The organism is Alteromonas sp. ISO5, from assembly GCF_058105165.1.
This window is the reverse complement of record NZ_CM176572.1, coordinates 5,149,264-5,172,853: the sequence shown is the minus strand read 5'-3', so window position 1 is coordinate 5,172,853 and position 23,590 is coordinate 5,149,264. Positions and strand designations below refer to the sequence as shown.

20 protein-coding genes are annotated in these 23,590 nt (G+C 46.9%); 10 read left to right on the top strand and 10 right to left on the bottom strand.

The features are described from left to right. Window positions 1-19: 19 nt before the first annotated feature. Both ispA and xseB read right to left on the bottom strand, forming a co-directional pair. Window positions 20-910 (bottom strand): (2E,6E)-farnesyl diphosphate synthase, encoded by an 891-nt coding sequence (gene ispA / locus AC2T0J_RS23440; RefSeq protein ID WP_489808110.1) that lies wholly within the window; start codon window positions 908-910, stop codon window positions 20-22. A gap of 1 nt (window position 911) precedes the next feature. Next, complete coding sequence (xseB, locus tag AC2T0J_RS23435; RefSeq protein WP_489808109.1) at window positions 912-1,160, bottom strand: exodeoxyribonuclease VII small subunit; 249 nt, start codon at window positions 1,158-1,160, stop codon at window positions 912-914. Window positions 1,161-1,537: 377 nt separating this feature from the next. Here xseB and pomA point away from each other — a divergent pair, with 377 nt between their 5' ends. Together pomA and AC2T0J_RS23425 are read left to right on the top strand one after the other, a co-directional pair. Beyond that, window positions 1,538-2,299 (top strand): flagellar motor protein PomA, encoded by a 762-nt coding sequence (pomA, locus tag AC2T0J_RS23430; RefSeq protein WP_489808108.1) that lies wholly within the window; start codon window positions 1,538-1,540, stop codon window positions 2,297-2,299. 5 nt (window positions 2,300-2,304) lie between these two features. Further along, window positions 2,305-3,243, top strand: a complete 939-nt coding sequence (locus AC2T0J_RS23425) for a flagellar motor protein MotB (protein WP_489808107.1) — start codon at window positions 2,305-2,307, stop codon at window positions 3,241-3,243. A 27-nt stretch (window positions 3,244-3,270) separates the two neighbouring features. Here the strand turns inward: AC2T0J_RS23425 and AC2T0J_RS23420 are convergent, their stop codons facing one another. The 5 genes from AC2T0J_RS23420 to AC2T0J_RS23400 are packed head-to-tail and all read right to left on the bottom strand — an operon-like array spanning window position 3,271 to window position 7,689. After that, entirely contained in the window at window positions 3,271-4,524 is a 1,254-nt protein-coding gene (locus tag AC2T0J_RS23420; RefSeq protein ID WP_489808106.1) for a class I SAM-dependent methyltransferase, read from the bottom strand. Window positions 4,525-4,527: 3 nt separating this feature from the next. Then, on the bottom strand, window positions 4,528-5,265 hold the full coding sequence (locus AC2T0J_RS23415; protein WP_489808105.1) for a DUF1365 domain-containing protein: 738 nt from the start codon (window positions 5,263-5,265) through the stop codon (window positions 4,528-4,530). Beyond that, window positions 5,265-6,527: an NAD(P)/FAD-dependent oxidoreductase gene (locus tag AC2T0J_RS23410; protein WP_489808104.1), complete on the bottom strand. Its 1,263-nt coding sequence runs from the start codon at window positions 6,525-6,527 to the stop codon at window positions 5,265-5,267. Before AC2T0J_RS23410 ends, AC2T0J_RS23415 begins: the two co-directional genes overlap by 1 nt. 20 nt (window positions 6,528-6,547) lie before the next feature. Then, complete coding sequence (locus AC2T0J_RS23405; RefSeq protein WP_489808103.1) at window positions 6,548-7,258, bottom strand: SDR family NAD(P)-dependent oxidoreductase; 711 nt, start codon at window positions 7,256-7,258, stop codon at window positions 6,548-6,550. Continuing rightward, a complete protein-coding gene (locus tag AC2T0J_RS23400) occupies window positions 7,255-7,689 on the bottom strand; it encodes a nuclear transport factor 2 family protein (protein WP_489808102.1) in 435 nt (144 codons plus the stop codon). The genes AC2T0J_RS23405 and AC2T0J_RS23400 overlap by 4 nt, the downstream gene beginning before the upstream one ends. Window positions 7,690-7,873: 184 nt before the next feature. On the opposite strand from AC2T0J_RS23400, the gene AC2T0J_RS23395 reads away from it, so the two are divergent. From AC2T0J_RS23395 to AC2T0J_RS23380, 4 genes are all read left to right on the top strand, one after another. Next, window positions 7,874-8,449 carry an LON peptidase substrate-binding domain-containing protein gene (locus AC2T0J_RS23395; protein ID WP_489808101.1) on the top strand — a complete coding sequence of 192 codons (576 nt, stop codon included), beginning with the start codon at window positions 7,874-7,876 and terminating at the stop codon, window positions 8,447-8,449. A gap of 70 nt (window positions 8,450-8,519) precedes the next feature. Then, a complete protein-coding gene (locus AC2T0J_RS23390; protein ID WP_489810401.1) occupies window positions 8,520-9,131 on the top strand; it encodes a sigma-70 family RNA polymerase sigma factor in 612 nt (203 codons plus the stop codon). Further along, entirely contained in the window at window positions 9,124-9,819 is a 696-nt protein-coding gene (locus tag AC2T0J_RS23385) for a ChrR family anti-sigma-E factor (RefSeq protein ID WP_489808100.1), read from the top strand. Before AC2T0J_RS23390 ends, AC2T0J_RS23385 begins: the two co-directional genes overlap by 8 nt. A gap of 173 nt (window positions 9,820-9,992) precedes the next feature. Beyond that, a complete protein-coding gene (locus AC2T0J_RS23380) occupies window positions 9,993-12,413 on the top strand; it encodes a putative bifunctional diguanylate cyclase/phosphodiesterase (RefSeq protein WP_489808099.1) in 2,421 nt (806 codons plus the stop codon). Window positions 12,414-12,497: 84 nt separating this feature from the next. Here AC2T0J_RS23380 and AC2T0J_RS23375 read toward each other — a convergent pair whose 3' ends face one another. Next, window positions 12,498-13,262, bottom strand: a complete 765-nt coding sequence (locus tag AC2T0J_RS23375) for an outer membrane protein assembly factor BamD (protein ID WP_489808098.1) — start codon at window positions 13,260-13,262, stop codon at window positions 12,498-12,500. Window positions 13,263-13,432: 170 nt separating this feature from the next. Between AC2T0J_RS23375 and rluD the strand changes: the two genes are divergently transcribed. The 4 genes from rluD (at window position 13,433) to clpB (ending at window position 19,623) form a co-directional block, all read left to right on the top strand. After that, window positions 13,433-14,416, top strand: a complete 984-nt coding sequence (gene rluD / locus AC2T0J_RS23370; protein ID WP_489808097.1) for a 23S rRNA pseudouridine(1911/1915/1917) synthase RluD — start codon at window positions 13,433-13,435, stop codon at window positions 14,414-14,416. Then, the gene (gene pgeF, locus AC2T0J_RS23365; RefSeq protein ID WP_489808096.1) at window positions 14,406-15,137 is read left to right on the top strand and encodes a peptidoglycan editing factor PgeF; all 732 of its coding nucleotides are present in this window, start codon (window positions 14,406-14,408) and stop codon (window positions 15,135-15,137) included. The genes rluD and pgeF overlap by 11 nt, the downstream gene beginning before the upstream one ends. Before the next feature lie 89 nt (window positions 15,138-15,226). Beyond that, window positions 15,227-16,837 (top strand): M28 family metallopeptidase, encoded by a 1,611-nt coding sequence (locus tag AC2T0J_RS23360; RefSeq protein ID WP_489808095.1) that lies wholly within the window; start codon window positions 15,227-15,229, stop codon window positions 16,835-16,837. 215 nt (window positions 16,838-17,052) lie between these two features. Beyond that, window positions 17,053-19,623, top strand: coding sequence for an ATP-dependent chaperone ClpB (gene clpB / locus AC2T0J_RS23355; protein ID WP_489808094.1), 2,571 nt, complete (start codon window positions 17,053-17,055; stop codon window positions 19,621-19,623). Between the two features lie 51 nt (window positions 19,624-19,674). On the opposite strand, the gene prsT is transcribed toward clpB, so the two are convergent. Both prsT and xdp1 read right to left on the bottom strand, forming a co-directional pair. Further along, the gene (gene prsT / locus AC2T0J_RS23350; RefSeq protein WP_489808093.1) at window positions 19,675-22,548 is read right to left on the bottom strand and encodes an XrtA/PEP-CTERM system TPR-repeat protein PrsT; all 2,874 of its coding nucleotides are present in this window, start codon (window positions 22,546-22,548) and stop codon (window positions 19,675-19,677) included. Then, the gene (gene xdp1 / locus AC2T0J_RS23345; protein WP_489808092.1) at window positions 22,549-23,445 is read right to left on the bottom strand and encodes an exosortase-dependent surface protein XDP1; all 897 of its coding nucleotides are present in this window, start codon (window positions 23,443-23,445) and stop codon (window positions 22,549-22,551) included. It abuts the gene before it with no gap. Window positions 23,446-23,590: the final 145 nt, after the last annotated feature.

Genomic DNA, 23,590 nt, shown 5'->3' with positions numbered 1-23,590 from the left:
ATGCGGGTGTGCCGCGCTGTCAATGACTGCGACTCACCATTAAATCGGTAAATGCAACTAAGTAATCGGTATTGTAGGGCAAACCGTCCAAGGCTTGAAGCGCCTCTTGATGTAATTTTGCCAACTCCTGACGCGCACCGTCCACGCCCAGCAGAGAAGGAAACGTATTTTTACCCTGGGCTTCATCTGAACCCTTTGGTTTTCCCAGCGTCTCGGTACTGGCCGTAACGTCCAGGATGTCATCCTGCACCTGAAATGCCAGGCCAATACGATTGGCGAAGCGGCAAAGCAATTGTTGGTGGTTACTATCAAGTTGTTCAGTTACCAGGCATACCATCTCCACACAGGCCGTGAGTAACGCACCGGTTTTTAGCTGATGCAGACGTTGTAGTTCAACCAGTGAGATTTGTTTGCCGGTGGCGGCTAAATCAATTGCCTGGCCGCCACACATTCCTGAATAGCCGGCAGCGCGAGCCAGTGCAGCAACCAGTTGCGCGCGGCGATGGTTGGCAAACGCGCTCATAGGCTGTTCGGCAACAATACTGAAGGCCAGGGTTTGTAATGCGTCACCGGCGAGGATGGCGGTAGCTTCGTCAAATGCGACATGGCAGGTTGGATTACCCCGGCGAAGTTCGTCATCATCCATTGCAGGCAGATCGTCGTGAACCAGGGAGTAGGCATGAATACATTCGATGGCCATACTGATAGCCCGCTGATCGTTGTCCGGAATGTCAAGCATATTACCCACCAGATGAACCAGTAACGGACGCATCCGTTTGCCGCCGTTGGTTAAGGCATAAAGCATGGACTCTTTAAGGCGCGGTGCGGTATCCGGCAAATCATTGATGAGGTCTTGCAAGCTGGCATCAAGGCGTTGCTTGATGTGCTGATGCAATGAAGCAAGTTGCATGTTAGTCCTCGTTATCTGCCGCGAAGTCCTGTAATGTTGCTTCGCCGTTTTGTTCGGTAAGTATTCTGACTTTTTGCTCAGCTTCTACCAGGGTTTTCTGGCTCAGGCGGGATAACTCGATTCCGCGTTCAAATTTTTTCAGTGCTTCATGGAGAGGCAGATCGCCCTGTTCCATTTCATTGACAATGGTTTCCAGTTCGCTGATGGTTTGTTCAAATGACGGACTGGCTGGAGTGGCTTTATCGCTCACGGATCCCTCTTCTGGTCTCATTTTGCGTAGTGAAGGCACATTAACCGAGGCCTGGGCGAGGGTCAAATAGTTTAGCCGCTGTGAACGAGGTTTTGCGCTGTCTGGCAGTGTAATGCAGTGATTTTTGATAACCGGTTATAAAATCTATAACGATATCAGTGTAGAAAAAAAAATAACTGCCGATAGAATGACTACAGTGTATTGAGTGCTAGGATGTCGGGTAATGGTTAGTAATCTTTGCCAACTCAATATGATAACAACTTCGCTGGTATGAATGACGTTGTCAGACTCAGCACTGCATTGTGAAAAATTCGCAGCTATATTTAACACCATGTGTTCAGTTTCGCCCTGAATAAGTGATGAAGTGAGGGAAATAAGTGGATTTAGCAACCCTGGTTGGAATGTTAGGCGGCATTGGCTTTATTGTAATGGCCATGATCCTCGGTGGGGATCTCAGCATGTTTGTCGACGTTCCTTCGGTCCTGATCGTATTTTGCGGTAGTCTTTTCGTTGTTATGTCGCAGTTCACGCTTGGCCAGTTTTTTGGTGCAGGTAAAATCGCCGGTAAGGCGTTCATGTTTAAAATTGACACGCCTGAGGATCTCATCGAAAAAGTAGTAGAGATGGCGGATGCGGCCCGTAAAGGGGGCTTTCTGGCACTCGAAGAAGCTGAAATTGCTAATCCTTTTATGCAGAAAGGGGTGGATATGCTGGTGGATGGTCACGATATTGACGTGGTGCGGGAAACCCTGGCAAAAGACATCTCCATGACAACCGAACGCCACGAGTTTGGTGTTTCTATTTTTAAAGGCCTCGGTGACGTCGCGCCGGCAATGGGTATGATTGGTACGCTCATCGGTCTGGTGGCCATGCTATCAAATATGGATGACCCCAAAGCCATCGGTCCTGCTATGGCGGTGGCTTTGTTAACCACTTTGTACGGGGCCTTTCTGGCTAACGTTATCTGTTTGCCTATTGCTGCTAAATTGAGCAATCGCCTGAATGAGGAAAAACTCAACCAGTCATTGATTCTCGACGGGATTGTCGGTATTGCCGATGGTCAGAACCCGCGGGTCATTGAAGGGATCCTGAAAAACTATCTCGCCGCCAGTAAGCGTGGTGTGGCGGAAGAAGAGTAACGAGTATGGCGCAGGAAGAAGAGTGCCCCAAATGCCCCCCCGAAGGTCTCCCTGCGTGGATGGGAACCTTTGCGGATCTGATGTCGTTGCTGATGTGCTTTTTCGTACTGCTGTTGGCTTTCTCCGAAATGGACGTGCTTAAATTTAAGCAGATCGCCGGCTCCATGAAGTTTGCCTTTGGCGTGCAAAACAAAATTGAAGTGAAAGACATTCCGAAAGGAACAAGCGTGATAGCCATGGAGTTTCGCCCGGGCCGCCCCGACCCAACCCCGATTGATACCATTCAGCAGCAAACCATCGATATGACCCAGCAAATGCTGGAATTTCAGGCCGGTGACGAAGACTCGGCCGGTGGTCGCCAGAAACAGCGTGGTACCCAGCGTGGTGGGCAATCTCAACAAACCTCAACCGAGCAGTCGGCTTCTACCCAGCAGGCGGCTAATCAGGAACAGGTGGCTGAGATGATGAAGAAAGTCGCGCAGCAGTTGCAGAAACAAATTCTTGATGGCTCCATTGAAATGGAATCCCTTGGCCAGCAGATCACCATTCGGATCCGTGAGAATGGCTCATTTTCTGCTGGATCGGCATTTTTACAGCCTCAGTTTCGCCCGGTTATTCGTAAGATAGGTGAAATCCTGGCAGATATGCCGGGCCAGATAGAAGTGTCTGGTCACAGTGATAAGCAACAAATTTCCAATGAACTGTATAGTTCTAACTGGGATTTGTCCGCACAGCGGGCAGTAGCGGTAGCTGAGGCTCTACGTTCTGCGCCGGGCTTTGATGAAGCACGGATGTCGGTGGTTGGCAAAGCGTCTAACGAGCCCCTGATTGAGGACCCGCAAACGCCGGAAGAACTGGCGAGCAATCGGCGGGTAGAAATTAACATTAATCAGGGTGAGCCAATTCGCTCAAAACCTATTTCGGTGCTGGAGGAAGGCCAGTAATCAGGCCAGACGCAGGCGCTTACCCCATTAACGGGTAAGCTCATCCACATAACGCGGTTTGCTCAGCACTAACTGTACAGTGCTGATGGAACGCTCTAAGAAGCCGCCCTCGCAATATTTAAGGTAATATTCCCACATTCTGGCAAAGCGCTCATCATAACCGTGTAGTGCCAGCTTTTCTTTCGCTGCAACAAAGGCGTCAAACCAATCTCTGAGGGTGCGGGCATAGTCTAGGCCAATATCCTGCATATCGCGAATTGACAGATCGCTGGCCTGCTTAATATGCTGATTAAGCACTAACTGTGAGGGCAGAAAGCCGCCAGGGAAAATGTGCTTTTGAATAAAATCGACGCCTTTATGATAACTGTCGTAACGGCGGTCATCGATAGTAATTGACTGCAGCAGCATCAAACCATTGGTTGTCAGCAGGCTCGCACATTTACTGAAGAACTGATTAAGGTATGGCTTACCCACCGCTTCAATCATTTCGATAGAAACCAGTTTGGTGTAGGTCCCTTCCAGCAACCGGTAGTCTTTTTTCAGCAGGGTTATTTTGTCTTCAAGGCCTTCTCGTTTTACCCACTCATTGGCGTATGCAAATTGCTCTTCAGAAATAGTCGTGGTGGTCACCTTACAGCCAAAATGTTTGGCAGCATGGATTGCAAGGCCTCCCCAGCCAGTGCCAATCTCAATGAGATGGTCATCGGCGGTGAGACGTAATTTTTTGCAGATAGTGTGGAGTTTGTGAAACTGAGCATCGGCCAGTGACGCATTCACATCTGGATAAATTGCGGAAGAATACATCATACTTTCATCAAGAAAGTGTGTGTACAGGGTATTGCCTAAATCGTAGTGGGCGGCAATGTTTTTCTTGGCCTGGTCGTGCGTGTTGCGGCGCATAAAGTGCTGCAATTTATCAAACGGGAAACTGAGCCACTTAAAGCGAGACTCCCAGCGATCCAGCGTGGACAGATTGCGGGCAAAAATACGGATAACATTGGTCAGCTCCGGGCTGGTCCACAATCCTTCGGTGTAAGTTTCCCCTGAGGCCACACTGCCGCCAAGCAACAATTTTTTGTAAACTGTTGGACAATGCATATCGACTTCAGCGTGCAGATCGCTTGCAGGGTTACCACAATGAGCTACCAGTTGGCCATTTTCTTTAATTACCAGATGCCCTTCGGGCAGAGATTGCATCAGACTGATAAAAATTTGGCGACTGTATCGCTCGGTATAAGAAAACGTAAGGGGCGCAACAAGCGCAGTTTCACTATTTGCCATGAGTTATTCCTGACTATTTATCGGATGTGGATACACCGGCGTGCGTTTTATCCATAATTTGACCGCCTGCCAGTAAATTCCGATGACAGTTCTTAGTGCCATATTCGGTATTGATTTAATTACGTTTCTAACTGTATTTGAGTTTAAAGGTTTTTGCTTTAAATGCATTATCGCGGTGAAGTGTTTGTTTTCTTTATAACAACTCAGGCCCACGGAGAAGACATCAGACGGTTGCTGGATGTGCCATTTATACACCATATCCACGGGGTTGAAAGGCGATACGTGAAAAGCTTTGGGGGTATTTTCCTGCTTGTTTAAATCAACCAGGTAATGATGTCTTTCATTCCAGGGCGTATTGCTAACTTCAGCAAGCATATGGGTAAACTGCCCGGACACTTTATTACGTAAAAAGTAAAAATTGACCGGGCTGAAGTACAGTCCATAGTGCCGGGCCTGGCCGAGCAGGAAAATATCACCCGAAAGAGGCATGTGGGATTCATTGAGCGTGTTCATTCTGGCAATCACCGCTTGTTTAAGAGGTAGTGCCGGGTCGCCAAGGTAATCGCTGCGACGAAACTCGAAAGCGGCTTTTCCGGTGTTTGAAAAGCCCTTTACGGTATGCGCCAGTTGATTAACCTCATCAAGATTGAGCCACATCATCGCAATGCCATACTCAAAGGCGTGCTGAGTGGGTTTAAACCGCTCGTGGGCTACTACTCCGGTGCAGATCGCGCTTTCCATTATAGGCTGGCTCCAAATCGCTCACAAACATCCAGTGCAGAGCGCACACCGTCTTCGTGGAAACCGTTGTACCAGTAAGCGCCACAGAAGTGTACACCATCGACACCGCAAATGGTCTTCCGTTGCTGTTGAGCGCTAACCATTGTTGGGCTGAACTGAGGATGTGCATAGCGGTAAGTGCCCAGCACTTTGTCTGCTTGTATCCCCTTGGTATTGAGGCTTACACAAAATGTTTCATCGGCATTCAGCCGTTGCAGAATATTCATATCATAGGTTACTGCTGCTGGGCGTTGTTGCTCCTGCGGGTCGCCGGTTAAACGATAGTTCCAGCTCGCCCACGCCGTCTTACGTTGTGGTAGTTGTCTGATGTCGTAGTGCAGTACGACATCGTTTTCAGCATAGCCAATGGCACTGAGTATACGTTGTTGATCGTCGGTGGGTGAGGCCAGCATAGCCAGCGCCTGGTCGCTGTGGCAGGCAAATATGACCTCATCATACTGGTCTGTCTGACCCGCCACCGAGGTAACCGCGACGCCACCATTGCTATGTTCCACCCGTTTTACCGGGGTATTTAGTCGAATGTGGTCGCTGAACGGCTTGACCAATGGCGCTACGTATTCTCTGGAACCGCCTTTGATAGTGTACCACTGCGGCCGATCAGTAATGTTGAGCAAGCCATGATTATTGAAAAACTGTAAAAAGAAGGTCAGCGGAAACGCCTTGGTTTGCTCCAGACTGGCAGACCAGATGGCTGCACACATTGGGTAGATGTAATGTTCACTAAATTCTTCGCTGAAGCCATGTTCTGTGATGAAGGACGACAGCGTTTGAGCACTCGTATCCTGCCCTTGCTCAATGGTGTCTTTACACAGGGTATTAAAGCGCACAATATCCTTAACTATTTTCCAGAATCTTGGTCTGAACAAGTTACGACGTTGTGCAAACAGAGTGTTCAGATTGTGCCCGTTGTATTCAATATTAGTACTTTCGTGGCGCACCGAAAAGCTCATTTCGGTAGGCTGGTAGTCGACACCGAGCCTGGTCAGCAATTTAATAAAATTGGGGTAGGTCCAGTCGTTAAAAACAATAAACCCGGTATCAATAGCAAAGGACCGCCCGTCTACCTTGATGTCTTTGGTTGCGGTATGGCCACCAATATAATCGTTGGCTTCGTATAAAGTAATGTTGTGCTGTTTATGCAGCAGGTGGGCACAGGTTAATCCTGAAATCCCTGAGCCAATGATGGCAATATTTTTATTCATGTAGAAATCCGCCAGATCCCTTATTGTAATTTTGATGAAAGCCACACCTGGAGACGGCCAGGTAAGCGGAACAACGTTCTTAGTATAAGCCCGAACCCCATTGGGAAGTATATATTGCTCTGTTGTTTAATAATGCCTTTTAACAAAGATTCAGCCGCCTCCTGGGCGGTGATTTTCATTGGCATTTCAAAATCATTTTTGTCAGTTAGTGGGGTTTCGACAAAACCAGGCGACACCGACTGAACAATGACTCCCTTCGATTTGAGGTCAATTTTCATACTTTGGGTAAAATAATGTACGGCTGCCTTGCTGGCGCCGTACGCCTGACTGCGGGTGAAAGGCAATAATCTTGCCATAGAGTCGATAATAACCAGTTGATTACCGGCCTGACAATTTGGCAACAGAGCACTCACGCAGTTAATGATGCCAAAAAAATTCACTTCCAGTACCCGTCTGAACATGTCCGGCTCAAAGACCGGTAGATCCACATATTCACAGGTGCCGGCATTGAGCACGGCAATGTCAAAGCGCACTTCGGCCAGCGCCGACTGAGTGGCTTGCTCGTCGGTGACATCGAATCGCAGTGACTGAATATTCTGGTGTCTTGCAAGCTTGTCGAGCTTTTCCTGATTGCGACCACAGGCGATGACCTGGTAACCTCGTGAAACAGCGTGTTTTGCCAGAGCCTCACCAATGCCGGAGGTTGCGCCGGTAACTAGAATCGTTTTCATGAGTCGAGCTTCTTTTTAATAAAACCGATGACTGACTTGAGTAGGGGGACATGCTCGTAGACCATTTCCCCGAGGTCGTAATAGTCGCGGTGGTAGTGGATTTTATCATCACGAACTTTAAGCAGCGAAACGCCATCTACCGAAATAGTGTTTGGTTTGTTATTTAACTGCAGTAACATGGTCCACTCAACGATATGACTGTAACTGCGCTGCCCGGTGGTCTCTGCATTAAGCAAACAATGAATGTTGAATTGACATGAGTCGACCGATTCCAACAAGTTTTCAAAGTAGTTTTTAACCGCCTCAATACCATGGTGAGTCGTCACCGGATCGACAAACTTAATGTCCTGATGATAAACCAGGGAAAGGTCATCGATGTCGACCTTTGCAAGATCGGCGTATAGCTGTCTGAAGCGTTCCTCAAATGTCACTGCAAAAAAATCCGTAATAACTGGGGTTTATGCTTGATAATACCGACAGAGAGAAGGCTTAGATCATCATTGATACATTTATTTTCGCCACTGCAACAATCTCCCCTCGTTTTTAAGATCCAAAACAGAAACAATGCCGTATTCGACAGTGAATCCGTTAACCACTTTGACAAAGATATATATTATGCAAGATGTCGTTTTGCCCTTGTTTCCGTTATCTGCTCATTTGTTGCCGGGCGGCCACATGGCGCTGCGGATATTCGAGCCTCGCTATGTTCGGATGGTTAAGGAAGCCTGTGCCGGTGACGGATGTTTTGTGCTATGCATGCTTAATTCCCGTGGCGACCTGAGTAAAAATGAACACATTTTTCCTATCGGCACGGTGTGTAAAATTATCGACTTCGACTTGCTTGAAGACGGCCTGTTGGGCATCAAGGTTGAAGGTCAGTATTGCGTAAGGGTAGATTCTATTACTACGGAAGACGATGGTTTACGAACCGGGGCAGTAGCGCGAATTACTGATTGGAAGGCCGAAATTGACGAGGGCGTTATAGAGCCACTGCGTGATAAACTGCAAATTATTTATGATAAATACCCGGAGATTGCCAGGCTCTATCCGGAGCTTAAGTTCTCTGAACCGCTATGGGTTATTTATCGCTGGTTGGAACTGCTGCCGGTAGATGCGGCCAATAAGCAGGCATTTTTAAGCGAACAAAACTGCGATAAGGTGCTAAGCTACATTAATGAATTGGTGCGATAAAAACTTTTGATCCAGATCATACTTTGTTGCGTATGCATTAACACATATGGAACAAATCGGACCGAAAACTATGCTTGTTGGAATACCATTGGAACACGAAAACAGCGCTGTAGAACCGAAAGAGTGTAAAGTTGAAATGTCTGAATACCTTGTGAAGGTAGCTCAGGACAGATGCAAGGCGTCTTTCGCCAGAGTATTCGGTTTTTTCGCGCCCAGGCTTCGTTCATATGCTCTCAAGCAGCTCGGGAATGAAGCGTTGGCCATGGAGCTTGTTCAGGACACCATGTCAAACGTGTGGCAAAAAGCGCATCTCTTCAACTCCGAAAAAGGCTCCCCGTCCACCTGGATATTTACTATTGCCAGAAACATTCGCTTCGATATGCTGCGCAAGGTTCAGAATCGTAAAGAAGATATCTGCGCCGATGATTTGTGGCCAGTATTGTGCGAGCAAACGCCGGATGCAAACGAAAAGGCGCTCGACGATCAGGTTACCTTAGAGCAAATCGGACACTTGTTTGAAGATTTGCCCGAGAAACAAAAAGTAGTATTAGAGGCGATTTATATAGATGGGAAGTCACAGCAGGAAATTGCTGACGAATTGGATATCCCTCTAGGTACGGTTAAATCCAGAACCCGGCTTGCGTTGCAGCGTCTCAAAGGTATGTTAAGCGATTATGATTAAGTTCCACCCAACCCCGGATCTCATTGAGCAGTTTGTGACGGGAACTTTGGCACCAGCGGAAGCTTTGATGGTGTCTGCCCACTGCGATATGTGTAAATACTGCCAGGAACTGGTTGATGATAAAACGGCCGAGTTCGCTATGGATCATCTGGAGCTTGAGAGCGCGGTGGAAAGCTACGATCCTCAGTTTGACCTGATGCTGGCCAACATTACGCAACAGCCAGCGGCTGAAGCGCCTGATGTGGCGCTTAGAAAATCATCAGGAGTTGCCGCGCAGAGCACATCGATTGAATTGGACGGTAAAATCTTCGAACTACCAAAAACGCTGCATCGTTTGATTCAGAAGAAAGGTAATTGGTCTTCGCTGGTGGGTAAGCTCTGGCAGGCGCCGGTAGATATGGGTTACGACGGTGTGGCTAACTTCATTTACATGGAAAAAGGGGGGTCAGTGCCTGAGCATACCCATCGCGGCTCAGAGATGACGCTGGTCATCAATGGCGAGTTTTCCGACGGAATGAACGAATATGACTCAGGTGATTTTATCTACCTGAACGGTGAGCATACGCATGCTCCCGCATCAAACGCTGCAGAAGGCTGTCTGGTATTCAGCATTGTGGATAAACCGCTCCATTTTACGTCGGGGATAGCCCGGCTACTCAATCCGTTCAGCCATTTATTTTTTAGATAACTAAACAGGCCGCCAGGCCTGTTTCTGTCTCTGGGCGGCTAATATCTCCTTCCACTATTGCGCTGAATCAATCCCATTGGGAAACATGTCTAGGCTTTATTAATCCTCTGTGGTGCTTGCTTTGGTTCATTGGTATTCTGTTTGCCATGCTAAGTAGATAATGTGGCGTCTGAATGCTTGCACAGCTGTTAGTTCAGGTTAGTATTTACTGCCTGTTCCCGTTGTTCCTGACATTTGAAAAAAATCCGCAAACCCGACGGGTATCATTGTATATCTATGTCAGTCTGGTGCTTATCATGGGCGGATTCCTCGGCGCCGTTTACTCCGTGCTGCTACCCGGAGATATCAGTTTATCCGGCGGAACTATCGCTTATGGCGGCTTTATGATGGCTTGCATCATGATGGCATTTATAGAGAACGACCCGTTTATATTGCAAAACATCATGCGCCTGGTGGTCATGGTCGCCATTTTTAAAGTGTTGTTATTTGCCAGCGTTGCCGAAACGCTCAACGTGCCAGAAGTGCTCAACCCACTCAACGTCCCGGTCGGGCTATTTGAGTTATCGCTCCCGCTAATTATTCTTGGTGCCTTGCTGATAATTGCTGAACTGTATTTTCTGGTGTTTGTTTTCGACCGCTTAAAGAGAGTTTTGACTAACCACTTCCTGTTTAGCCTGGCGTTTAGTCTGGGCTTTGTCAGTGTCATTTTAATCGATGGCGTGCTGTTTCCGGTATTGGCAATGGGGGGATCCAGTGCGGTGTTCGGTCTGATTATCGGTAATTTAAGCGGTAAAGCCATTATTGCCGGTACCTTTGGCAGCTACTTGTTTTTGTTCATGTTAACTAACAAAAACCGCATGGAAAAAGCCCTTACCGATCCTTTGCTCGATTGGCGAATGTTATTGTCGAGTTCTGCAAATATCGTGCGTAAGATCGAGCAAAATGAGCAGCAATTGTTGCAGGCCCGAACGGTTGTTGAACACAGCCGGGAAGGAATGGCCGTGCTGGACGTAGACTTTCAGGTGGTGACAACAAATCCGGCGCTGGAACAATTGTTTTTAACGTCTGGCTCAGACGAGTTACTCCACAAAAGGTTGTTTGATTTATTCTCAATGCCTGTCAATTTTTCACAAATACAGACGCAGCTTAGTCAAACGGAGTCCTGGTCGGCTGAGGTCTCCTGGCACCTCAATGACAAGGCTCATTTTGGGTTGCTCACTTTGGTGGCAGTGTTGGACCGTGATCAGCAGGTCTGCAATTACACGGTTTCATTAACCGATATTTCTGAATTGGTTAATGTACGCGAGGAACTGCGCCATATGGCCCACCATGATGTTTTGACCGGTTTGCCTAACCGCCGGGCGTTACAGCGTTTACTGGCTGAAAACACCAGTCAGGTTACCCCTGACTTTTCGCAAGCTGCGCTGTTGCTCATAGACCTCGATAATTTTAAGCAGGTAAATGACAGTCTGGGCCATTTTAAAGGTGATAAACTACTTATGCAGGTTGGTCGCAGACTATCTCAGGTGCTCCTTGAGGGCGCACAATTGTTTCGCATAGGTGGCGATGAGTTTTCAGTTTTTTGTGAAAACATCAGCAGCGCCAGGGAAGCGTTGCAACTGGCCAATGCGATGCGACTGCAGGTTAGCTATCCCTGCGATATTGACTCTTCAGTACCGGTTTATGTTGATTGTTGTATTGGGGTTAGCTTGTTTCCGACCTTTGCCACAACGCTTACGGAACTCTATCAACAGGCAGATACGGCTTTGTACTGGGCAAAAGGAATTGGCAAAGGCACGGTAAAGGTTTATCAGGAGTCCATGACCGAAACTCGACTTTCTTCACTGACCCTGGAAAGTATGCTCAGAGAAGCGATTGATAACCGACAGCTCGATGTATTTTTACAGCCCAAAATTAACCTTAGCAGCGGTGCAGTGGCAGGTGCAGAAGTACTGGCTCGCTGGACTACCGGCGATAATGAGCGGATTGCGCCGGATGTCTTTATTCCTCTCGCTGAACAGGCAGGGCTAATGAGCCGTCTGACTCACTGCATTATGATAAAAGCCTGTGATGCGTTTAGCCGGATATGCCCGCTTGTGCCACCATCGTTCCGACTAGCGGTGAATATCTCCGCGGGTGAATTAGCCGATGAGGACTTACTTAAATCGCTTCGTCGGGTATTAAGTGAATTTGACTTAACCGCTGACCGCTTTGAAATTGAGCTCACCGAAACAGCGTTGATTGATGTTGATATTAGTACCCTGGTGACTCTGAGAGAGGAGGGGTTTACTCTCGCACTGGATGATTTTGGGACCGGTTATTCTTCGTTGTCTTACTTAAACCGTCTGCCCATCGATACCTTAAAAATAGATCGTAGCTTCATTGCTAACATTTCAGCGGATGACTCAAGCAGTAATCTAACCCGCAGTATTATTTCTATTGCACGGGATATGAATTGTCAGGTGGTCGCTGAAGGCGTTGAAAACGCTGAGCAGCACGCCTTTCTGGAAAACGAAAACTGCGAGTTAGCCCAAGGTTACCTGTACAGCAAGCCTTTACCGTTGGTTGAGTTTGTGGCGTTTATTAAAAGCTGAAACGCTGGAAAGTCTGATAAAAACCGTTTATACAAAAAAAGCAGCTTAAAAGCTGCTTTTTTGATTTCTATTGGCTAGCCGTGACTAACTGATGAATTCGCTGTCCGGAAAGTTCAGTTTCAGCGTTTTCATAGCGTTGTCACGCAATTCGGTAAGCTCTAACTGCTCATAGCATGACACCATAATCTCCAGTGCCTGCTGTACCTGATCGGAGTCAGGGTAGTATTCCAGTACGTAACGGCCACGGTTGGCAGCTGCGATGAAAGCTTCACGACGCATATAGAAGCGCGCAATGGAGATTTCGTAACTGGCCAGACGGTTTTTAATAAACACCATACGCTGGCGGGCGTCTGCGGCATATTTACTGTCCGGGTACTGCTGAATTAAACGTCTGAAATCTTCAAAAGCCTGCTTGGATTTGCTCGGATCACGATCGGTTGTATCAATGCCAACCAACTCTTGGAACAAATTGTTATCGGCTTCCATGTTGGTTAAGCCGCGCATATAAAACGCATAATCCACATCAGCATGGTTAGGGTTCAAGCGAATAAAACGGTCGATGGTGGCCAGCGTCTGGTCTATTTTGCCGGATTTATAATAGCTGTAAACCAAATCCAGTTGCACCTGGTGAGACAATGGACCGAATGGGAAGCGTGAATCCAGCGCACTCAGTGAGTCGGCAGCTGCGGCAAAGTTGCCATTCGCCATGCTTTGACGTGCTTTGTCGTATAGTGCCTGGGCACCCAGATTTGCATTCATCACCTGATCTTCTTTGCTTGAGGACGAACAACCTGTCACGGCTAACAAAACGCTAATCAGCAGGGGGGCAATGCAACGGTTTATTTTCATAGTACTACTGGTTCCTGGTACACAATTAATTTTACTGCAAGGGTAAACAGTTCTCTGTCTGGCATTTTAACGTACTCTTAAACGCAAACACCACATAAACTCCAAAAGAAAACAGCCACAGCTGCCAAACCTGTTATAATCTGCCTTTTGTGTTCTCTCTTTAGGCGGTTATGGTACAACAAAGTTCACAGATTTCATTAGCAGCGCACACCGAATTCGAACACTTTGGATTGAGGTTAGATCAGGTAATTGCAGATTTGTTCCCCGATTATTCCCGTTCAAAGTTAAAAGAATGGATTTTGGCAGGTAATGTAACGGTAAATGGCGAAGTGTGCAAAGTTCCGCGTCAAAAAATGACCGGCGATGAGGCAATCGAAATTGAGGCCGAGATTACCCAGCAGGTTGCCAATGTGCCGCAAAAAATTGAGCTGAACATCGTTTACGAGGATGATCAAATCCTCGTAATCAATAAACCGGCCGATCTGGTTGTGCATCCCGGTGCCGGCAATCAGGACGGCACATTGCTTAATGCTCTGCTGGCCCATGTACCGGGCATTGATAAAGTACCCAGAGCAGGGATTGTCCATCGTCTCGATAAAGATACTACCGGTCTTATGGTTGTGGCCAAAACCTTACCGGCACAAACTCACCTGGTGGAACAGTTACAGTCCAGGGTAATGAGTCGTGAGTACGAAGCTCTGGCCTTTGGCACCATGGTTGCCGGGGGCATTGTGGATGCGCCAATTGGCCGTCATGCCACGAAGCGCACGCACATGGCAGTCCGGGAGTTTGGTAAGCCTGCGGTAACTCACTATCGGGTAATCGAAAAGTTTCGCGCGCATACACATCTGCGTTTGAAGCTGGAAACCGGTCGGACCCATCAGATCCGCGTTCATATGGCGTATATTAAACATCCGTTAGTTGGCGATCCAGTTTACGGTGGCCGCTGGCGTTTGCCAAAAGGGGCCAGCGAAGAATTTGCCGATACCCTGAGAAACTTCAAGCGTCAGGCGCTGCACGCTGCTCAGTTATCTCTGTTCCATCCCCAAACCGATGAGTGGATGACCTGGCAGGCGCCGCTACCAGAGGATATGGTTAGCCTGATCGAAAGTACCCGCGAAGACACTAAGCAATTTGGACTGGATGAGCTTTGATATTCCGCTGATTTTACCTGCCTGGGAAGCGCCGGCAAACGTTGTTGCCTACACTACTACCCGCCTGGGTGGTTTCAGTGATGGCAATTATGCAAGCCTGAACGTAGGCAATCATGTGGGCGACTGTGCTGAGCAAGTTAGTCGCAACCGCAGTTTGCTTCCCAATCATAAAAAACTGCACTGGTTAAATCAGCTGCATGGTCATCGGGTAGTACAATTACCCACGGTGGAAACTGAAGCCGATGCATCGGTGAGTCGTTCCGCCGGACATTTTTGTGCAGTGATGACTGCCGATTGTGTACCGGTCCTCCTTTGTAATCAGGCGGGCTCGGAAGTGGCAGCCATCCATGCGGGCTGGAAAGGGTTACACCTTAAGATTATTGAGCACACGATTGCAGCGATGCGGTCGCCAGCTAATACGCTGTTAGCCTGGATAGGACCTGCCATTTCTCAAGCGTGTTATGAAGTGTCTGAACAGGAGGCCTACCATTTCAGTCAGTATCCGGGGGCTATTATTCGCTCGGAAAATGCCGATAAATACCTACTTGATCTACCCATGATAGCGCACTCTCAGCTAGCGAAACTTGGCGTATATCAAGTGACTCTCTCTGCACTTTGCACGTATTCAGATAAGCGCTTCTTTTCCCATCGACAGGCAACTCACCTGCAACAGCAGCAAACCGGTCGAATGGTGAGTGTGGTGGGCCTGCGTGGCGCATAGCGGTATTTGCTGTACACCTCAGAGCCTATTTCCCACTATGAAACGCACAACAGCTTATTAAACAATAAATAAGGTTAAGGAAACGACAGTTGAAACAAATAATCTCTTGTTTGGTTGGCATAACCGCGTCATTGCTATGCACCGCGGCAGTAAACGCAGCTTCACCAGAATGGTTTAAAGGCCATATGATGTTACTGGCTGATGATTTACTGGCCGGACGGGATACCGGCAGTATTGGCCATGACTTTGCTTCATTGTATATCGCCAGCGAGTTGCAAAAAATGGGTGTTGCACCGGCTGGCGAAAATGGCAGTTACTATCAGATGGTGCCGTTTAAGCAGGCAACACTGGACATGTCATCGTCTAAAATGGTGGTGTCTGATGGTGACAGCACCATTGAGTTTGAGTTTATGCAAAATATGCTGATGAGTGCCGATATCAACAACGAAACATCCAGTGTCTCAGGCGAGTTGGTCTTTGCAGGGTTTGGTATCGATGCGCCTTACCTTAATTATAGCGATTATGAAGATATTGATTTGAAAGGAAAAATTTCCGTGATTTTGTCTGGCAGACCACATAATTTCCCGAGTGAAGAGGGTTCTCATTTTCGCCGCCTGATTGCAGACAGCCTGGTAAAAAGCGGTGCGATAGGGACGATAGTGGTAAGCACGCCGAGCTCTGAGAAAGTCTCGCCTTTTGAGAAACGGAAACTGTATGTAAAAACGCCATCCACCCGCTGGTTAACCAAAGATGGTCAGGTTAATAACGGCTATCCTGAGTTAAAAGGTGGCGCGACCCTGAGTATTGATGCTGGCAAGGCCCTGTTCGACCTGGCAGGTATTGATCTACAGGCGATCTTTGACAAAATAGAAAATAATGAGTCGCTGGAACCGCGGCCAATGGGACTGACAGCCACGCTTGAGAAAAAATCGGTGCATAGCGAAACCACCAGTCCTAACGTAATTGGCGTGCTCGAAGGTTCCGATCCCGAGCTTAAAAATGAATTTGTCATTTTAAGTGCTCACTCTGATCATATCGGAATCAGCAAAAATTCAGTGTTAAAAGATAAAATTAACAATGGTGCAATGGATAACGCCAGCGGTGTTTCCACACTTCTGGAAATAGCCCATGAGTTTCATCATGCCAAAGAGAAGCCGAAGCGCTCGGTAATTTTCGCTTTTGTGACCGGCGAGGAGAAGGGACTGTTAGGCTCAGAATACTATGCAACTTACCCTACGGTGCCCATTGAGAATATTGTTGCCAATGTAAACCTGGATATGCCGATTCTGACTTACCGTACCAACGAGATTATTGCGTTTGGTGCCACTCATAGCTCGCTGGAAGACACGGTAAGCAGTACTTTACTCAAAAATGAAATGAAGCTGATTGACGATCCCATGCCCGAGCAGGCGATATTTGTTCGAAGTGACCAGTACAGTTTTGTGAAAAAGGGCGTGCCGGCGGTCTTCTTAGTGCCAAGTCTGGCGACTGACGTGAAAGATGCCCTTGCTGTGTCGCCACAGACCTTTCTGGCTAAGCATTATCACATGCCCTCGGATGATTTAAATTTACCTATTGATTACGAGTGGGCCGCCCAGTTTGTTGAAATTAATTACGCCATTGCCCGGGATTTGGCGAACTTGCCTGAACGTCCCTCGTGGAACAGCGATAGCTTCTTTTCTACCTTAGGCAAAGATTAACTACTTGTTTTGGCTGGTCGCCTGCGTTCGCAGGTGGCCATTTATTCTTCCTTTAATCCGGTAAAAAATAAGCCATACTTTAATTCAGTCAGACAACTGACTTGGCGCAAATTAAGTGTCTATTTGTGCATATTTTTTAAACAGGTTACTTGAATCTGCGTTTATTCATACCCATAAAGAGAGCAAGGTTATTAGCACGGTTAAAAGAGGTTTCCATGCGTTTAGATAGATTTACCAGCAAGTTCCAGATTGCGATCTCTGATGCGCAGTCTCTTGCTTTGGGCAGAGATCATCAGTTTATCGAGCCCGTGCATTTAATGACAGCATTGTTAAATCAGCAGGGCGGCACCGTTCGTTCCATGCTGGATCAGGCTGGCGTAAATGTAAATGCGCTACGCTCCGCACTTTCCCAGGCCATCGAACGACTGCCTCGGGTAGAAGGTATTGGCGGTGACGTACAGTTAGGCAAAGACAGCGTTGTATTACTCAATCTGTGTGACAAAATCGCGCAGCAACGAAAAGATGACTACATCACATCTGAAATATTTGTGTTGGCCGGTATCCAGGATAAAGGCCGCTTAGGCGATATTTTCCGCGAACTGGGTGTGACCAAAGAAGCCATCGAAAAAGCCATTGATGATATGCGTGGCGGGCAGAAAGTCACCGACCCTAACGCTGAAGACGTGCGTCAGGCACTGGAAAAGTACACCACCGATCTCACCGAACGTGCAGAGCAGGGTAAGCTGGATCCGGTAATTGGTCGTGACGATGAGATTCGCCGTACCGTTCAGGTTCTGCAACGCCGGACGAAAAATAACCCGGTATTAATCGGTGAGCCGGGTGTGGGTAAAACCGCCATTGTCGAAGGTCTGGCTCAGCGCATCATTAATGGCGAAGTGCCAGAAGGCCTTAAAGACAAGCGCGTATTGTCGCTGGATATGGGCGCGCTGGTGGCAGGGGCTAAATATCGTGGTGAGTTTGAAGAGCGCCTGAAAGCGGTGCTCAATGAACTTGCCAAAGAAGAAGGCCGGGTCATTCTGTTTATCGATGAATTACACACCATGGTCGGGGCTGGTAAATCAGACGGCGCAATGGACGCCGGCAATATGCTCAAACCGGCGCTTGCCAGGGGGGAGCTGCACTGCGTGGGCGCGACCACACTGGATGAGTATCGTCAGTATATCGAGAAAGATGCTGCTTTAGAGCGCCGATTCCAAAAGGTACTCGTGAATGAGCCAAGCGTAGAAGACACTATTGCGATTTTGCGGGGCTTAAAGGAGCGTTACGAGCTGCACCATTCGGTAGATATCACCGATCCGGCCATTGTTGCGGCCGCGACATTGTCGCACCGTTACATCAGCGACCGGCAATTACCCGATAAAGCTATCGATTTGATTGATGAGGCGGCCTCGAGCATTCGTTTACAGATTGATTCTAAGCCGGAAGAAATGGATCGTCTGGAGCGCCGTATCATCCAGCTCAAGTTGGAAGAGCAGGCACTGGCGAAAGAAACTGATGATGCCAGTCACAAACGGCTTGAAATGATCGAGCTGGAGCGTGAGCAGGCAGAAATTAAATTCACCGATCTGGAGAAAATCTGGAAAGAAGAAAAAGAAGCGATGCAGGGTACCCAGTCTATAAAATCCGAGCTTGAACAAGCTAAGCTGGATTTAGAGATTGCTCGCCGTGCATCGGACTTAAACAGGATGTCAGAGCTTCAGTATGGCCGTATTCCTGAGCTCGAGATGAAGCTGGAAAAAGCGGCTGAAAACGAGAACAAAGAAACCCTGTTAATGAAAAATCGGGTAACGGATGCTGAAATTGCCGATGTGCTCTCACGCTGGACCGGCATCCCAGTATCCAGAATGCTCGAGGGTGAACGCGAAAAGTTATTGCGTATGGAAGATGTGCTGCATAAGCGAGTGGTCGGTCAGCACGAAGCGGTGAATGCTGTGTCTAATGCTATTCGCCGCACCCGGGCCGGGCTTGCCGATCCGAATCGGCCGATTGGTTCGTTCCTGTTCTTAGGGCCAACTGGGGTAGGTAAAACAGAGCTGTGTAAATCACTCGCTGGGTTTATGTTTGATACCGAAGAAGCCATGATCCGTATAGATATGTCGGAGTTTATGGAAAAACACAGCGTGGCTCGTCTGGTGGGGGCGCCTCCGGGTTATGTAGGATACGAAGAGGGCGGTTATTTAACCGAAGCGGTACGCCGTAAGCCTTATTCTGTAATCCTGCTCGACGAGGTAGAGAAAGCCCATCCGGATGTATTTAATATTCTACTACAGGTGCTTGACGATGGTCGGCTGACCGACGGCCAGGGCCGTACCGTAGATTTTAAAAATACCGTGGTGATCATGACGTCTAATCTGGGCTCTGACATTATCCAGGATAAGCATCAGGAAAGTCAGTATGAGGAAATGAAAGCCATGGTAATGAACGTGGTCGGCCAGCATTTCCGCCCGGAATTTATCAACCGGGTAGATGACATAGTGGTCTTCCATCCGTTGGGTAAAGAGCAGATAAAATCGATTGCGAAAATTCAGTTGGCTGCTTTACGGGCTCGTCTTGCAGATAAAGGCTACAAGCTTGAACTTTCTGCTGCGGCCATGGACAAACTGGCCGACGCTGGTTTCGACCCGGTATTCGGAGCTCGTCCGCTCAAACGGGCGATTCAGACACAGGTGGAAAACCCACTGGCACAGCAGTTGTTGTCGGGAGCTATCTTGCCCGAGTCGACCATACGTATCGACGTAGATGGCGAACGGCTGATCATTATTTGATTGGATATACAGAACTAAAAAAGCCGGCAAATTTGCCGGCTTTTTTGTTGCTTACAGACTATCTAGCAATGCTTGCGCTTTACTGCGATTATAGAAAGGGCGATCTACGGCTACTGCTTTCCTCAGCTCTTCCTTCGCTTCCTGATTGCGGTTTAACTTCGCCAGGGCATAGCCAATGTGATAACGAATTTCCGGGTTATTGGAATCCCGGGCAAAGGCTCTTCGCAGGTGACCAAGTCCATCTTCAAGTTGTCCTTTTTGTACCAGTATCCAGCCCATGGTGTCGAGAATCTCTGGATGGGTACTGTTTAATTCAAAAGCTTGGACGATATATTCTTGCGCAGTAGTTAAATCTTCCTCCAACGCCATAATTGCAAGGGTGTTTAGCACTATCGCCCGATTTATACTCTTGTCTTCTTCTAACAGTGATTGGTAAAGTGCTTTAGCTCGGCGAAAATCATGTTGAATATAGTAAAACTGAGCAAGGATATTTTTTGCCAGAACGTTTTTGGGATGGTCTCTAACAATGCTTTCAGCTTGTGCGATAAAGGCCTCTTTGTTTTCACCTCGAACAGCGTCTTTGTAAAGTAAAATTAAAGCTTGAGAAAAATAAGGGTCAACTTCTAGAGCTTTGATGAGATTTTTTGTCGCTTTATCTTGCTCTTCTTTGGCCTTATTGAACAAAGCCTGAGTTAACCAAAAGTTAGCATTTTCAGTGTTATCTGCCCGAAGTGCATCTAGTAAGTCACCAGCTTCACTTAGCTCATTGATTTGGATTAGAAGTCGAGCCTTAATCATTTTCAAACGGGTATTTTGCGGCTCAAGCTGAAGCGCACTATTCACTGATGAAATGGCGGCAGGTACGTCGTCAATAGCTTGTTGCAACTCGCTTTGTCTAATAAGTTGCTCTACGGATTCTTTGGTGAAGTGTTCGGTTACAGATAGGGTTTTCCGAGCTTCCAGAATATTTCGCTTTTGAATGTATACAGATGCTTTGAATAACAGATATTCCGGATTATCAAAATCGTTCACTAACAGTCGATCGATATGATAGATGGCCTGGTCATAATCTTTTAATACCTGGTAGAGTTTTGCCAGTTCAAAACGCGCATAATTAAAATCATTGTTGAGGACCAGGATATCGCTGTACACCGCCAGAGCCTCTTCAATAGCATTCTCTTCAACCAGGTTATGCGCTTTTAGCAATAACGACTGAGGATGTTTAGGCGATACCGCCAGCAGTTCATCAACTATCAGGTTGGATTCGGTGAATTGGCGCAATCTGCTTAAAATTGCAGCTTTATTAAATTTTGCAGCAAAAAAGCTTGGTTTCTTTTCCAGAGTGTCGTTTATCAGCTTAAGCGCTTCGTTGTATTTTTTTAAGCGGATTAAAATACCGCCTTTAAGATTCAAGAAATCCACATTGTCGGGATATTGCCCAAGTATAGCGTTTGCGCCTTTCAAGGCATCCTGTTCGAATCCTGCTTGGAGTTTCATCATACTGTAAGTGAACAAAAACGAAATATTCCCCTGATTCTTCTCGTAATTGGTATCAAGAATTTTAATGGCTTCTTCAGTTTTTCCCCGACTGGCCATCAAGCGAATACGGAATAGATTGACGATGGCATTGTCAGGGTAACGTTCTGATAAATCTTCGCTTAGTTTCTGTGCTTTAAATGCTCGATTTTGTTTCAAATATAAATCACCAAGCAACAGTGCCCAATCAACATTGTCCAGAAGTTTATCTTCGTGTTTCTCCAGTAAAGTAAGGGCCTGGCGATTCTGCTGGGTCATTAAATACGTTCTTGCAAGCAGTACAATTGCCTGAGGATCATTAGGATTGTGTTGCAAGTATTGATTAAAGTCGCGTGCAGCTTGTTCGGTGTTACCATGAAAAAAAGCAGTTAAACCACTTATGTAATAAAGCACGGGCTGATCGGCTATCAGTTCAGGAGACAAACTGCTCATTATTTCATTTAATTGCTCCAGGCGTTCATTATTAACCAGCTTCTCCTGATCTTTACTTTCTAACCAACTGCTTAGCAATATCGCCAATGGATCATTAGGGGTTTTCTCAACGATTTCATCAACAAATGCCTGGGCTTTTTCAAAATCATTACTTTCTAAGTATACGTCAGCAAGTTTGCGCAGAGTCAGCGGATCTTCAGGAGAGAGCTCCAGTGCTTTTTGGAGGTAATCAATAGCGTTGTCGTATTTACCTTGTTGGTGGGCCAGTTGTCCTTTTAATCGCCATGTAACAGGATTATCTTGCTCTATGTTAATGGCTCGTTGCAGATACTGACTTGCTTCAGCAAAATGTTCTGATGTAATGGCTACTGCTGCCAGGCCGTTATAAGCTGCAATATAGTCTGAATTTAGTTTGAGACTTTGTTTATAAGCGTCTATTGCACAATCTGTCTGCTTCAGACGAACGCAGGCTGTAGCGCGAATTTGCAACCATTTAACTTTCTCTTCTATGGATAACTTATCAATATCACTAAAGCTGATCACTCTTTGATATTTATTTTGAAATAACAAGGTATTACCGAGCGATTCTGCCACTAGGTTGATGTCAGCTCCCTGATCTAAGGCTTCGTAGAATTCAACTTCAGCAGCCTGCAAATAACCATTAACCAGCAGAAGTTTTCCCATCAAAATTTTAGCGGCGAGGTTTTCTGGATCCTGTTGCAAACTGTTTTTTAAATGAATGAACGCTTCATCAAAACGTGATTGAGAGTAGGCGGTCAGGGCTTTTTCATAGTCATCTTCTGAACTGGCGAACGCAGTAGGTGTGCCTAATAAACTCAGTGTAATCAATAATGCTGAAGTTAGTCGCATAATGTTTGTTGTTAGTTTTATGTCGATGGTGTGATTGTGTACAAAAAAGGTGGCAAATGCCACCTTTGAACAAGAATGATGTTGCAATTATTTTACTTTCTGTTTGCGCCAGGCTGCAAAGCCACCAGCAAGCAGAAGCAGTGCAAATGAACTCGGTGCATTCACTGGGTCAGGTGAGTTATTCGGATCTGCCTCGAGCTTGTTGAAGCCAATCGATGATAATTTGAAGCCATCATTGTGCTTGCTAAACCTATCGACATAACCAAAGGCTGTATTGTATGCCCCAACTAACCAGTATTTCGACGTTTCAGTGAAGGTAAAGTCCGAGTAGTAGGTACCATTGTCAGCACCTATCTGGAAGCTGTTTTTCAATGAGCCACCAATATTATCAGCAATTTGCTGCCAAGTCGCATTTCCACTGGTTAGCTGGCCAAGGCCTGTATCGGATAACCCGGCAACTGTTACCTGGTTTTTGCTCGCATAACCATCTAAATAACTGAAAGTTGCGCCGACCAGAGAGACTTCTTCAGAGAAGGACAACAATACCATGTCATAATCAGTGCCTCCATATTCGTGCGAATAGTTATCAATGGTATGGCTTTCACCAGCGTCGCCACTATACATACCATAGCCTATTTGTGAACCTGAGCTCCAAGGACCCGCAAAATTTGCTGACTGGACGGTATCGTCTTCTTCGCCCCACCAACCTGAGCCATCCCTATCTGTGCCATACCGATTTTGATTACCGTTATAATTGCCGACATCCGACCAAGCCGACACATTAACGGTAATGCCGTTCAGGTTAATTCCTGTACTGTAATTGTGACCCAGATCGTCATACATATTATAAATTTTTGCATTGCCCCATGAGTCACAGCCAGTGGTCATGTTACAATTATTGTTGCTTGTCGCTGATGCTATGCCTGAGGCAAATAAACCAATGGTGCTCAGAACAAGAACTGTCTTTTTACAGTTAAACCGCATACTTCACTTCCTCATTAACTACGCATTCTTGCGAAATTTTTTCAAGCAAAAAATGATCCAAAATATAAAGTATTTTAATTTCAATGGTATAGCGTTTTGTGTCAGGAAAGTTTACGTTTTTTGTAAATTATCCTGACATAGGTAT

Excerpts from the sequence above, each read along its gene's own strand:
- ispA (WP_489808110.1), bottom strand. The coding sequence starts at position 910 with ATGCAACTTGCTTCATTGCATCAGCACATCAAGCAACGCCTTGATGCC.
- AC2T0J_RS23425 (WP_489808107.1), top strand. The coding sequence starts at position 2,305 with ATGGCGCAGGAAGAAGAGTGCCCCAAATGCCCCCCCGAAGGTCTCCCT.
- AC2T0J_RS23420 (WP_489808106.1), bottom strand. The coding sequence starts at position 4,524 with ATGGCAAATAGTGAAACTGCGCTTGTTGCGCCCCTTACGTTTTCTTAT.
- AC2T0J_RS23415 (WP_489808105.1), bottom strand. The coding sequence starts at position 5,265 with ATGGAAAGCGCGATCTGCACCGGAGTAGTAGCCCACGAGCGGTTTAAA.
- AC2T0J_RS23410 (WP_489808104.1), bottom strand. The coding sequence starts at position 6,527 with ATGAATAAAAATATTGCCATCATTGGCTCAGGGATTTCAGGATTAACC.
- AC2T0J_RS23405 (WP_489808103.1), bottom strand. The coding sequence starts at position 7,258 with ATGAAAACGATTCTAGTTACCGGCGCAACCTCCGGCATTGGTGAGGCT.
- AC2T0J_RS23395 (WP_489808101.1), top strand. The coding sequence starts at position 7,874 with ATGCAAGATGTCGTTTTGCCCTTGTTTCCGTTATCTGCTCATTTGTTG.
- AC2T0J_RS23390 (WP_489810401.1), top strand. The coding sequence starts at position 8,520 with ATGCTTGTTGGAATACCATTGGAACACGAAAACAGCGCTGTAGAACCG.
- AC2T0J_RS23385 (WP_489808100.1), top strand. The coding sequence starts at position 9,124 with ATGATTAAGTTCCACCCAACCCCGGATCTCATTGAGCAGTTTGTGACG.
- AC2T0J_RS23380 (WP_489808099.1), top strand. The coding sequence starts at position 9,993 with ATGCTTGCACAGCTGTTAGTTCAGGTTAGTATTTACTGCCTGTTCCCG.
- AC2T0J_RS23375 (WP_489808098.1), bottom strand. The coding sequence starts at position 13,262 with ATGAAAATAAACCGTTGCATTGCCCCCCTGCTGATTAGCGTTTTGTTA.
- rluD (WP_489808097.1), top strand. The coding sequence starts at position 13,433 with ATGGTACAACAAAGTTCACAGATTTCATTAGCAGCGCACACCGAATTC.
- pgeF (WP_489808096.1), top strand. The coding sequence starts at position 14,406 with ATGAGCTTTGATATTCCGCTGATTTTACCTGCCTGGGAAGCGCCGGCA.
- clpB (WP_489808094.1), top strand. The coding sequence starts at position 17,053 with ATGCGTTTAGATAGATTTACCAGCAAGTTCCAGATTGCGATCTCTGAT.
- xdp1 (WP_489808092.1), bottom strand. The coding sequence starts at position 23,445 with ATGCGGTTTAACTGTAAAAAGACAGTTCTTGTTCTGAGCACCATTGGT.